Annotated in this window: 12 protein-coding genes; 11 read left to right on the top strand and 1 reads right to left on the bottom strand. The window is 43.0% G+C overall.

The genetic code is table 11. From position 1 onward, the window contains the following. The first annotated feature begins 12 nt into the window (after positions 1–12). The 8 genes from EKM67_RS04915 (at position 13) to EKM67_RS04880 (ending at position 8721) form a co-directional block, all read left to right on the top strand. Positions 13–987: a hypothetical protein gene (locus tag EKM67_RS04915; RefSeq protein ID WP_125577848.1), complete on the top strand. Its 975-nt coding sequence runs from the start codon at positions 13–15 to the stop codon at positions 985–987. After that, positions 987–2444, top strand: coding sequence for a RecQ family ATP-dependent DNA helicase (locus EKM67_RS04910; RefSeq protein WP_125577846.1), 1458 nt, complete (start codon positions 987–989; stop codon positions 2442–2444). The genes EKM67_RS04915 and EKM67_RS04910 overlap by 1 nt, the downstream gene beginning before the upstream one ends. A gap of 130 nt (positions 2445–2574) precedes the next feature. Next, positions 2575–3207: a LysM peptidoglycan-binding domain-containing protein gene (locus tag EKM67_RS04905; protein ID WP_125577844.1), complete on the top strand. Its 633-nt coding sequence runs from the start codon at positions 2575–2577 to the stop codon at positions 3205–3207. A 24-nt stretch (positions 3208–3231) separates the two neighbouring features. Further along, complete coding sequence (gene cmk / locus EKM67_RS04900) at positions 3232–3891, top strand: (d)CMP kinase (protein ID WP_125577842.1); 660 nt, start codon at positions 3232–3234, stop codon at positions 3889–3891. 94 nt (positions 3892–3985) lie between these two features. Beyond that, the gene (gene rpsA / locus EKM67_RS04895; protein WP_125577841.1) at positions 3986–5218 is read left to right on the top strand and encodes a 30S ribosomal protein S1; all 1233 of its coding nucleotides are present in this window, start codon (positions 3986–3988) and stop codon (positions 5216–5218) included. A 115-nt stretch (positions 5219–5333) separates the two neighbouring features. Next, positions 5334–6644, top strand: a complete 1311-nt coding sequence (der, locus tag EKM67_RS04890) for a ribosome biogenesis GTPase Der (protein WP_125577839.1) — start codon at positions 5334–5336, stop codon at positions 6642–6644. Positions 6645–6863: 219 nt separating this feature from the next. Further along, the gene (locus tag EKM67_RS04885; RefSeq protein ID WP_057825199.1) at positions 6864–7139 is read left to right on the top strand and encodes an HU family DNA-binding protein; all 276 of its coding nucleotides are present in this window, start codon (positions 6864–6866) and stop codon (positions 7137–7139) included. A gap of 307 nt (positions 7140–7446) precedes the next feature. Beyond that, the gene (locus EKM67_RS04880; protein WP_125577837.1) at positions 7447–8721 is read left to right on the top strand and encodes a tetratricopeptide repeat protein; all 1275 of its coding nucleotides are present in this window, start codon (positions 7447–7449) and stop codon (positions 8719–8721) included. On the opposite strand, the gene EKM67_RS04875 is transcribed toward EKM67_RS04880, so the two are convergent. Further along, positions 8718–9638 (bottom strand): YitT family protein, encoded by a 921-nt coding sequence (locus EKM67_RS04875; protein WP_225417318.1) that lies wholly within the window; start codon positions 9636–9638, stop codon positions 8718–8720. The genes EKM67_RS04880 and EKM67_RS04875 overlap by 4 nt on opposite strands. Before the next feature lie 221 nt (positions 9639–9859). On the opposite strand from EKM67_RS04875, the gene EKM67_RS04870 reads away from it, so the two are divergent. The 3 genes from EKM67_RS04870 to EKM67_RS04860 are packed head-to-tail and all read left to right on the top strand — an operon-like array spanning position 9860 to position 12545. Next, positions 9860–11068 (top strand): CCA tRNA nucleotidyltransferase, encoded by a 1209-nt coding sequence (locus EKM67_RS04870; RefSeq protein ID WP_125577835.1) that lies wholly within the window; start codon positions 9860–9862, stop codon positions 11066–11068. Positions 11069–11087: 19 nt separating this feature from the next. After that, complete coding sequence (locus EKM67_RS04865; RefSeq protein WP_164506568.1) at positions 11088–12041, top strand: thymidylate synthase; 954 nt, start codon at positions 11088–11090, stop codon at positions 12039–12041. A gap of 12 nt (positions 12042–12053) precedes the next feature. Further along, positions 12054–12545 (top strand): dihydrofolate reductase, encoded by a 492-nt coding sequence (locus tag EKM67_RS04860; protein WP_125577831.1) that lies wholly within the window; start codon positions 12054–12056, stop codon positions 12543–12545. The last annotated feature ends 152 nt before the right edge of the window (positions 12546–12697 follow it).

Below are 12697 nucleotides of genomic sequence, written 5' to 3'. Positions count from 1 at the left end.
GTGGTGTTTTTTATGCAACCTAATTTATTGTTACCATTTTTTTCAACAGATTTTCGGCGCGTCAAAGCCATTTATTATCTGCTCACTGGGAAACGTACCATTTCTAATTTAAGTGCTGGTCTCGAATATGGCTTACTTCCTTATTTTCGGATTTTTCCTAAACTAAGTCAAGCAGATTATTTCAAGGCACTGGCAGAGTTGACTGCGCAGCATTATCTCGTACAACGCACAGATGAACAGCCGGTCGCACGTTTAACAACAACGGGCAAATTGGCGAAGACCGTTTTGTGTCAGCAAGATTATTGGCTGCATTCAGTCAACTATTTCGAAATCGGCGATTGGCAAATTCAGTGGGAAAAATTAATGCTGAGTGTGCAAGTGATCAGTAATTATCGCCATCATATAACTAAGTATATTCCGACAACCAATCATCCGTTATTGTTACGCGAAATTCGGCATTGGTTCTATCGAGTTGGTGCCCACCAGCAACAAGAATTCATCGATTCATTAGCTGAATCAATTGCGCAATTACCTAAACTGGCGCAAACGATCCTAGTGAATTCACTGCACAGCGAAACGTTTGCGGGGGTAAGTGATTTTCAACTGGCGCAAGATTTACAACTGACAGGCGCGGAGTTTCAACTGGCGCGGATCGAGGCCATTAGTTCGTTAATGACATTAATTCTTGCGGAGGATCCAGCTCGAGTATTGCCAAGTCTCTTTCAAGTGCCAGAGCAAACGCTAAGTCGGTCGGCGCAACGAACCTATGATTTGGTTCAGCAAGGGAAATCATGGTCGCAGATTCAGCAAATGAGTCGTCAAAAAGAGGGAACTTTAAAGGAGCATCTGTTAGAAGCGGCGATTCTGTTAACGGATTTCGATTTCAAGGCACCATTGGTCAGACAAATAGGTCAGGAAGATCCTGAGGGCTTTTTCGCCCAAAAGTTGACACAAATCAAAAGCTTGAAAGAAGGCGTGTCTTTGTAATGATCGACCAACAACAACTAAAATCTGAATTGAAAGCAAATTTTGGATATGATCATTTTCATGCCGGTCAAGTGGAATTGATTCAAGCTTTATTGGCAGGCGATAATGTGATCGGTGTCTTGCCAACGGGTAGTGGTAAATCGCTGATTTATCAGTTTTTATCGTTGCATTTACCTGGCCTATTCGTGATCGTGACGCCATTGATCTCATTGATGGAAGATCAAGCCAATCGCATTCGCATGTCCGATCTGGGCGGTGTTGCCGTACTCAATGGGCAATTAGATTTTCAAGAGAAAAAATATGTTTTAGAAGGGTTAGCAAAGACAAAATTTTTATTTCTCGCCCCTGAAACCTTGCAGCAACCAGAAGTGATCCGCCAATTGCAACGTTTATCCGTTGGCTTATTCATTGTGGATGAGGCGCATTGTATCTCCAGCTGGGGGCCGGATTTTCGTCCGGATTATTTACAACTTGGCGCGATCCGTCGGCAGATCAAACCGCTGACTTCATTGGTGCTAACGGCGACGGCAACAGATCGAGTGGTTCAAGATATTCAACAAAGCCTCTTTGGTCAAGAACCCAGCTATCTCTACAAAGATTCAGTTGACCGTCGCAATCTTTATTTACGAACCGAATTTGTGTCGAATCCAGAAGAAAAATGGGAAATACTGACGCAATTATTAGCGCATCCTTGGCCGACCTTGATCTACGCATCGACTCGCAAGCGTGCGGAGGAACTCGCCTTATTGATTGCCCAAAAAACAAAGCGAAGAGTTGCATTTTACCACGCAGGACTTGAGGATGGTGCTCGGTTACACATCCAGCAACTTTTTTTACACGATCAGTTAGATGTTGTGGTTGCCACGAGTGCATTTGGGATGGGGATCGACAAACAAAATTTGCGATTGTTGATCCATGACGAAATGCCGGCCAATTTCGAGAATTACTTGCAAGAAATTGGTCGTGCTGGTCGCGATGGCAATCAGGCGCTGACCTTGATTTTCGTGGACGTTCATGATTATTCGCGCCTCCTGAAACGACAAACGAGCCACCAAATCCGCCCGGAAATGGTCGAACATTTCTTTTCAATGCCACGCATTCAACCGCAGGCAGATTTATCGATCGAACAAAATCAGGTGTTGGCAACTTATCGGCGTGCCCACTTCCCACAAGAGACGGTTATTGCCATGTTAAAAAAGACGAGTAAGGTTCGCGATGATCAATTGCAGATTTTTTGGGATTTTTTAAATTCAGATCAGTGTCTACGCCAACAAATCTGTCGATACTTCGATCACGAGGATGCACCACAACCACATGATCAATTATGTTGTAGCAATTCACATCAAAGTACGCTTGCAGAAGTATTGCAATGGCTGAATTTGCCTGCAGAAGCTGTTGAGGAAGTGGCCAATAGTTTGGCAACACGACAACAGGCTTGGCAGAGATTGTTCGACTGATCGACCGTATTTCCAGATAAATTGACAAAAAACAACATAATTTTCTAAAAAAAACATACTTTATCAGTTTTTTAACTTATTTATCGGTGGACTATGATAAAATTAAGAGTAAATAATTGGAGGGTCAGCTATGAACAAAGATCATGATAACGATAAAGATGTTCAAGACAAGCAAAATACTGAACGCCCTTGGGAGAACACCTTTGACAACGACACGGATGACGATGGCAAACTTTCTCGAGTTGCGACCAAGAAGAGAGATCGGGGTAACAAGGTTTTCGTCGCTATTCTAGTTGTTATTCTGTTAGCTGTGATTGCGACCACGATTTGGTCTTGGGTCTCCGCACAGGATAAAAACGATGCGAGTCCAAAAATCGAGGTGGAATCTTCAAAGAAATCCTCATCATCTGCATCTGCTTCGGATAAATCAAGCAAGAAATCATCGAGTAGTGAAGTGGAATCAAGCTCTTCTGAAGTTAGCTCTTCTGTTGAATCTTCGAGTTCAGAAGAAGCAACTAGCTCGGAATCGAGTTCAACGATTTACTCGAGTTCTTCGGCAAGTTCATCTGAGACAACAAAATCTTCGAGCTCAACAACTGACACGGATACTGATACTAATGCACAAACTTATACCGTCAAAAGCGGGGATAACTTGTATCGGATCGCCGTCAATAATGGCTTGACCTTGTCAGAATTATTGAGTTTAAATGGCTTGTCTTCAAACTCAAGTATTGCACCAGGGCAAACGTTAAGAGTTAAATAAATATTTATCAGGAGGCATTTTTTCGTGCAAATTGCAATCGATGGACCGTCTTCTGCCGGTAAAAGTACAGTTGCAAAGTTAGTCGCTACAGAATTAAATTTTATTTATTGCGATACAGGTGCCATGTACCGGGCAGCAACTGTCTTAGCACAGCAAAACCAACTCGATTATGGTGACGAGGAGCAGATCTTGGCTTTACTCAAGCAGGCAACCATCAAGTTCCAACCTGCAAAAACTGGACAGCTGGTTTTTCTGGATGATCAGGACGTGACGCTTAAGATCCGAACGCCTGAAATCACAAACAATGTGTCGCAGGTTTCGGCCTTACCAAAGATTCGCGAAGAATTAGTTCGCCAACAAAGATCGATCGCTTCAGGCAACAATATTGTCATGGACGGTCGCGACATTGGTACGACGGTTTTACCAGACGCCGAGCTTAAAGTGTTCTTGATCGCGTCGGCAAACGAACGCGCGCGTCGTCGGTTTGAAGAAAATATCACCAAAGGAATCCAAACACCTTTGGCTAAGCTACAAGAAGAAATCGAATTAAGAGATTACAAAGACTCACATCGTCGCGTTTCGCCGTTGACGAAAGCGGATGATGCAGTCGAAATTGATTCAACACATTTATCTATTGAGGAAGTTACACAAGCCATTGTTAAACTCGCAAATGAGCGAAAATAATATTTTTTCATCATTTCAGTACTTTTTACTAGCTTGTTTGTTAACTTTCTACTAAAATTAAGATTGATGTTATAGCAGTTTGGGAGGATTATTTATGTCAGAGCAAGATTACAGTCAAAGCGAAATGGAAAAAGCACTCAGCAGTGTGCATGAAGTCAAGATCGGTGACGTCGTCAAAGGGGAAGTTTTAGCCATTGATGACGGTCAATTGGTCATCGGCATTCAAGAAACTGGCGTTGAAGGCGTTGTTCCACTCAAGGAATTAACGGCTGATCGTAATGCTGATATCAATGATCAAGCAAAAGTCGGAGATGTTCTTGACCTTGTTGTGATCGCAAGTATCGGCCATGATAAAGAAAACGGTAGCTATTTACTTTCGAAGCGCCGTTTAGAAGCACGTAAAATCTGGACAGACATTGAAGCACAATTCAAAGCTGGCAATTCAGTTTCTGCAACCGTTAAGGAAGTCGTTAAAGGCGGTTTAGTCGTTGATGTTGATGGTGTTCGTGGTTTTATTCCAGCATCAATGGTTGCCGATCACTATGTTGACGACTTGAAGAAGTATGTTGGCGAACAATTTGACGTTCAAATTATCGAAATCGAACCTAGCGAGAATCGCTTGATCTTATCACGTAAGGCATTACTCAAAGCAGAAAAAGCCGTTGAACGTGAAGCTTTATTTGCAAAGTTATTACCTGGTGATATTGTTGAAGGTAAAGTTGCGCGCCTGACTAACTTTGGTGCATTCGTTGATTTAGGCGGCGCCGATGGATTAGTTCATATTTCTGAAATTTCTTACGAACGAGTTAATAAGCCAAGTGATGTTTTAAAAGTTGGCGAAGACGTTAAAGTCAAAGTCTTGAGCGTAGATGCTGAAAAGGGTCGTATTTCATTATCGATCAAAGCTTTATTGCCTGGACCTTGGGATAATGTTGCTGAAATCGCGCCAGTTGGTGCTGCTATTGAGGGAACAGTTAAACGTTTGACGACTTTCGGTGCCTTCGTTGAAGTTGCCCCTGGCGTTGAAGGTTTGGTTCATATTTCTCAGATTTCACATCAACACATTGCCACACCTAATGAAGTTCTTAAAGAAGGTCAACAAGTTCAAGTTAAAGTCTTGAGCGTTGATCCTGAGAATCGTCGTTTATCACTATCAATTAAGGCCTTAACAGAGAAACCTGCTGGTTCTGACAATCAAAAGGAAGATGCATCAACTGAATCTTCTGATGAACATTATGAAATGCCAGAAACGGACACTGGTTTTAGCTTAGGCGAAATGATCGGTGATGCTTTGAAGAAAGATCTCGACAAAGATTCTGATCAGTAGATCTTCGTTATTGAAATAAACGATTTAAGGAGTTCGGACCTTGATCTGGTCGGACTTTTTTTTTATGAAAAGTACCTAAGGATCAATCTTCAAGAATAATTGTGAGGTGAGTTTTATGGCAATTCCTGTAGTAGCAATCGTTGGCCGCCCTAATGTGGGCAAGTCGACTATTTTCAACCGTATTGCACGTCAACGGATCTCGATCATCGAGGACACTCCTGGTGTAACTCGAGATCGTATTTATACGCACAGTACTTGGCTAAATCATGATTTCAGTCTTATCGATACAGGTGGGATCGATTTCACCGACCAGCCATTTATCGACCAAATTCGTAATCAAGCCGAAATCGCCATCGATGAAGCTAACGTGATCATCTTCATGGTTAGTGCACGTGAAGGCATTACGGACACGGATGAACGGATTGCACAAATCCTTTATCGTGCTAAAAAGGACGTTATTTTAGCCGTTAATAAAGCCGATAATCCAGAACAGCGACAAGATATTTATGACTTCTATACACTCGGGTTAGGCGATCCGATTCCCGTTTCTGGTTCACAAGGAACTGGGTTAGGGGATCTACTCGATGCCGTCGTCGCTAAATTCCCAGTGACAACCGAAGACGAAGTTGATGATACGATCAAATTCAGTTTGATCGGTCGTCCTAACGTCGGTAAATCTTCGTTGGTCAATTCGATTTTAGGCGAACAACGTGTAATCGTGTCGACAATTGAAGGGACCACTCGTGATGCCATCGATACACAGTTTACCGATGAAACTGGACAGAAGTTTACCATGATCGACACAGCCGGTATTCGGAAACGTGGTAAAGTCTATGAATCTACCGAAAAGTACGCCGTCATGCGTGCTCAGAGTGCGATCGATCGTTCCGACGTCGTTTTGTTTGTGATCGATGGTGAATCTGGCTTGCGTGAGCAAGATAAGAAAGTTGCTGGTTACGCGCATGAAGCCGGGCGGGCAATTGTGATCGTCGTCAATAAATGGGATCTTGTAAAAAAAGATACCAGTACAATGCAGAAGTTCACTGAGAAGTTGCGTGGGGAACTACAGTACCTCGATTATGCCCCTATTGTCTTCGTCTCAGCGATTACGAAGCAACGCCTGAACCAGTTACCTGAATTGATCAAAACCGTCTCAGTCAACCAACAACGCCGAATTCAGTCATCTGTCTTAAACGATGTTTTGTTACGCGCAGTTGCAATCACACCGACACCAACGGTCAAAGGCAAACGTCTTCGTGTTTATTACTTAACCCAAGTTGCGGTCAAGCCACCGACCTTCGTTGCTTTTGTCAACGATCCAGAAATATTCCATTTTTCTTATCAGCGTTTCTTGATCAATCAATTGCGCGCCAGCTTCGATTTTTCTGGGACACCAATTCATTTAATTGCGCGTCAACGCAAATAACAGCAGGCTTAAAGGCACTTTTTGTACCTAAATTGACTGATTAACAACTTTTTTGTTGATTATTGATGATTTTTTTGAAAAAAACCTTGTCGCCACGGTGTTTCTATGGTAACTTAAGTTGTGGAATAGTGATTCAAATGTATCATTGTTTCATCATTTTTATTGAGTTAGAAATGATATGTTCAAGTTGAAAAAACTTGACAGCAGGAGGTGAAATCCATGGCAAATAAAGCAGAATTAATCGACAACGTAGCAACAAAGACTGGCTTGACTAAGAAAGACGCAACTGCAGCAGTTGACGCCGTATTCAGCTCAATCCAATCAACTCTTGCTAAGGGTGAGAAGGTTCAATTGATCGGCTTCGGTAACTTCGAAGTTCGTCAACGTGCAGCTCGTAAAGGCCGCAACCCTCAAACTGGTGCAGAAATTGAAATTCCTGCAAGTACTGTACCTGCATTCAAACCAGGTAAAGCACTTAAAGATGCAGTAAAATAAGTAAGACATAAACCGTTAGAGCTGTGAAGCTTTAGCGGTTTTTTTTGTGGCTTGTTTTTGGGGTGGTGGTTGGCTGGTATGAACGTCTCATTCGGTTTGTAGAGTTAGTGCGGTTAGATCATAGACGATGGTTTGATGGGGTATTTATGATTGATGACCTCTATTTTGAACGCTGGAGTGGGGGTGGTTTACAGATTTGAAATGAATGAGTCGGTTGGGGAACTTTTTTGATTCAACGCGTTGGGTTGGCTACTTTTGGTCAAATTCGCTATAATTAATAGATAATAAATAATTGCGGGGGATTTAATTGAGTTATTCTGAAGAAATGCTAGATGCGCTGAATGATCAAGATTTAGAAGAAGCTAAGAAGAAGTTTGCGTCTGCCTTGCGTCATGATGATGATGACACGTTATTTAGTTTGGCCGAAGAATTGCAGGCACTCGGATTTAATCAGCAAACGAGAAGAATCGCCGAGAAGTTGTTGGCTAAATATCCAGATGCGGATGATGTGCGGTTGATCCTGGCAGAACTGGATATCGGTGATGATAAAACAGATGAGGCACTGTTGTTACTCGATCAGATTTCGGGGAATTCTGCTGTTTATCCGCAAAGTTTGCTGACAGCGGCTGATTTATATCAATCGATCAACTTGCCTGAGGTTAGTGAACGTAAGTTGTTAGAGGCTAAGGTTTTATTGCCAGATGAGCCTGTTGTAGATTTTGCTTTGGGTGAATTATATTTGAATCAAGGGCGTTATCAAGATGCGCTTAGTTATTATCAGTCGTTATTAGATCAAAAAGTCGACTTCATGGCTCAAGTTTCCATTCAGCAACGATTGGCCGAAACTTTGTCAGGTTTAGGTGAATATGAAGAAGCGATTGCTATTGACGAGAAACTCACTGAGAATCTGGCAACGGATGAACAGTTATTTGAATTAGGTGTGTTGTATCAACAAGTTCATGATGATGACAAGGCCATTCAAGTCCTGACCCGTTTGCAACAACAAAATTCTGACTATAGTGCGTTGTATCGGCCATTGGTTCAGAGCCAGTCTGATTTAGGACGCTATCAGCAGGCCCTACAGGCTGCACAGGTCGGTTTAGGCTATGATGAGTATAATCTAGACTTGTATCGTTTGGGCGCTCAGGCGGCGCTTAAAGTGGGCGCTAAGCACGAGGCTGAAGAGCTACTTAAAAAAGGACTGAGCCTCGATCCCGAGGCACAATCCTTACGATTAATGTTAGCACAGCATTATTTAGAAACCGGTCACGACCAAGACAGCGTCGATCTGTTGGCGCCTTTGGCTGATGAAGATGAAGCTGATCCACAAGTGAATTGGCAATTGGCACAAGCGTATGATCATCTCGATGATCCTGAACTAGCTAAACAAAACTATTTTGCGGCTTATCCGAATTTAAAAGATAATTCGCAGTTCATGAAACAAATGGTTATTTTCTTGCAATCCCAAGCCATGACACCGGAATTAAAATTAGCGTTGCAACAATATTTGAAATTAGTGCCAGATGATGCGGATTTTGAAGCGATGCTGTTAGATCTTGAGGCAGACGACAACCAGTTTTAATGTTGACGTCGATGAATGCTGAGTAGATTTCGCGTGGGTTTGCGCAAGTAGGTAAACCCTTCGCCAACGGCTTCGTGGACTTCGATGATCGAAACAAAGGCTTGCGAATCGAGGCCAATAATAATTTTCTTAGCTTGAACGACTTCACTCGGTGCCACCACACAATAAACGATTGGCCGTTTATCATGCTGATAGGCGCCTTCCGCAGTCAGAAAAGTGGCGCCACGCTCTAGTTGATCCATTAATTGTTGGGCGATAGCTTCATTCTGGTCGCTAATGATCAGCAAGCCTTTCGCAGAATAACTGCCATCTTGAGTGGCATCCACGATTCTGGAGAAAACAAACGAGGACAACAGCGTGTACATCATATGCTCAATGTCCAAGTAGGTTAATGATGTCAGCAAAACGATCACATCAATGGCGAGTAACGTTTTTCCCATGGGAATACCGCGTTCTAATTCGAGAATGCGAGCGACAACATCGCTACCACCCGTCGTGCCCCCAAAACGGTAGATCAGTCCAGAACCGAAACCACCGAAAATACCGGCTAAAACACCGGCGATGAACAAATCATGATGTAGGTTTAAAGTTTGTGCGAAGGGCACGCGTTGCCAGATCCACAAAGATGCAGAGAGCGCCAGCGTCCCATAAATCGTGTAGATCATGCCTTTGCGACCGAGAAAATGGTACCCAAGAATGATTAGGGGAATGTTTAAAATCAAAGTTGAATAGGCGGGATCAAAGTTCCACCAAGCGCGTAAAATCAAGGTGACCCCAGTCATGCCACCTTCTGCTAGGTTGTTCTTGATATTGACGGCCACTAATCCGAACCCATAAGTCAGTGCACCGATGGTGATCATCAGAAATTCGCGGATCGTGGTCCGCCAATCAATACTTTTCCATTCTGTATTTTGCATTTGCATGATGATTACTCCTAAAATAAAGTTGCGAACTGCCACGGTTGAAATTGAGTATTAACTGCGTTAAGCACTTTGATTTGTTTTAGAATCAAATGCTTAATCAGTTAAACGGAAATTTCAGTGGCAGCAAGCACGATTACAAGTTGCGAAAGTCAATGTTTTGGCGGTGTGGTTTCACACAGTCGATCTGATCAATTTATAAAGAAACAGGTGTTTAAATGTATTTAAAAGAGTTTCCAGTTGAATTTCAACGGGCATTACCTATTTTACAGCAAATTGAGGCTCATGGATATGAAGCTTATTTTGTTGGCGGTTCTGTTCGCGACTTTTTATTAGGGAAACCAATTGCGGATGTTGATATTGCCACGAGTGCGTTTCCGGCTGAGATCAAGGAAATTTTTCATAAGACGATCGATACTGGTATTAAGCATGGCACCGTCACGGTGATGATGGACAGTGTTGGTTATGAGGTCACAACTTTTCGGACCGAGACTGGCTACCAGGATTTTCGGCGACCAGATCATGTGACTTTTGTGCGCTCACTCAAGCAAGATCTGCAACGACGCGATTTCACCATCAATGCGCTTGCGGTTCGCGCGGATGGCTTAGTGATCGATGAATATCACGGTCTCGATGATTTAGCGGCGCAGGAAATTCGTGCCGTTGGCAATGCGGATGAACGGTTTCACGAGGATGCACTACGCATGATGCGTGCGGTTCGTTTCGCCAGCCAGTTAGGCTTCCAGATCACCGCAGATACTTACAACAGCTTACTACATAACGCGCCGTTATTGCAAAAGATTGCCGTTGAACGGATCCATACTGAATTTGTTAAAATGATGCTAAGTAAAAATTGGCGCATTGGTTGGCAACAATTCGTGAAAAGTGGCTTGATCAAACAAACCCCATTTTTTGATCAACTTGATTCTGTCTTTCCAACATTTTTGTCAGGACAACAGCCATTACTCGATGAAGCCGCAATTTGGGTCTTATTAGCAGAAAGTTTGCAGCTTTCTCGTGAACAATTGACACAATTATTACACGCTTGGAAATCGGCTAATGAAGTGATCGAGGATAGCTTGAGCACGTTAGCTTTTAGCCGCCAATTAAAAGCCGAAGCCTGGCCAACTGCCATCCAACTTTATCGAATCGATGCCAATATTATTGAGCGTTTAGCCACTGTTTGGCCGTTGTTAAGTTGGCGCGCCGATTTCACGAAGCTGGCAATTATGTATCAGCGACTTCCCATCAAAGCGCGGCACGAACTGCAGCTTAATGGTGCCGATTTGATCGATAAATTAAATTTGCGACCAGGTCCGATCATCGGTGAATTACTGGATGAAGCCGAAGCCGCAGTTGTGACGGGACAACTTAAAAATCAATCGGATATTTTGTTACAGTGGGCAACAAACCAACTCGACAAATGAAAGCAGGATGACAATGAACATTAATGAAGAAACCTATTTGCAATTTGCCAGAACCGTTTTAGAAACCGGTCATCACAAAAATGATCGCACACAGACAGGAACTTATAGTTTGTTCGGCTACCAAATGCGCTTTGATTTGCAAGCTGGGTTCCCATTATTGACCACTAAACGAGTTCCTTTTGGCTTGATCAAGAGCGAATTATTGTGGTTTTTACGTGGTGATAGCAATATTCGTTTCTTACTGCAACATCATAATCATATTTGGGACGAGTGGGCGTTTCAAAATTACGTTAGCAGCGCTGCTTATCACGGCCCAGATATGACTGACTTTGGTCATCGTTCATTGCAGGACGCACAGTTTGCGGAGGCGTATCAACAACAGCACGAACTTTTTTGCCAGCAAATCCTAGATGATGATCAATTTGCCGCGGAATTTGGTGAATTAGGTCCGATTTATGGTCGGCAATGGCGGCAATGGCAGACGAGTCAAGGTGAAACCATTGATCAGCTTCATGATGTGGTCGAACAAATTAAAACCAATCCAGATTCACGGCGATTGATCGTTTCTGCTTGGAATCCGGAAGATATCCCTAATATGGCCTTACCACCTTGTCATACGTTGTTCCAATTTTATGTTAACGAAGGTAAATTATCGTTGCAGCTTTATCAGCGTAGCGCCGATATCTTCTTAGGCGTGCCGTTTAATATTGCCAGTTATGCGTTGCTGACTCATCTCGTTGCTAAACAAACTGGTTTACAAGTCGGCGAATTTATTCACACGTTTGGTGATGCGCATATTTATGATAATCACGTGGAACAGGTCAAGTTGCAGTTGGAACGTCCGATTCATGACGCACCAACTTTGCAATTGACCGATGAACCACGAGCTGATTTAGCGGATTACCAAATGAAGGATATTAAATTATTAAATTATCAACCAGAGCCGGCAATTTCGGCGCCAATTGCAGTTTAGGAGTGTGAAACCATGCTGAGTTATATTTGGGCAGAAGACCAGAACGGCTTGATCGGTAACCACGGTCAACTACCTTGGCACTTGCCAACCGAAATGAAACATTTTACGGAACTTACCACTGGACACACGATTATTATGGGCCGAAAAACTTTTCAATCATTTCCCAAGGGACCCTTACCAAACCGAACGAATGTGATTTTGACTCATCGACCGGCGTCCGAATTTCCGCAAGGGGTGCAGGTGGTTGATCAACCCGCGATGATTCATGAGTTGGTTCGTGATGCGCCGGATGAGTTGTTTTTCGTGATCGGTGGTGTCAGCTTGTTCGAGGAATTTGCGGATTCGGTGGACATCCTTTATCAAACCAAAATTGCGCATCTTTACCAAGGTGACTTATACATGTCCGCACTCCCTTGGCACGAATTTGCTTTGGTCAGTCAGAAAAAAGTACCTGCCAGTAGCAATACACCGGCATTAACATTCAATCAGTTCCAACGGATCTAGCTTTAAAATGAGGTGTACCACCCGATTTTTTGTGGGGAATTTCTATCCTGCATGTTATAATGGATAACGTTGACAGTGAAATCAAACGGGTGTCATAAATCTCAGGTTATCTTAGAGCCTCTCTGTCGACTTTTTGGTTAATTTGTATTAGC

This window comes from Lapidilactobacillus mulanensis, assembly GCF_003946215.1.
Lineage (GTDB): Bacteria > Bacillota > Bacilli > Lactobacillales > Lactobacillaceae > Lapidilactobacillus > Lapidilactobacillus mulanensis.
The sequence above is the reverse complement of the archived record's forward strand: the minus strand, read 5'-3'. Positions and strand labels throughout refer to the sequence as shown.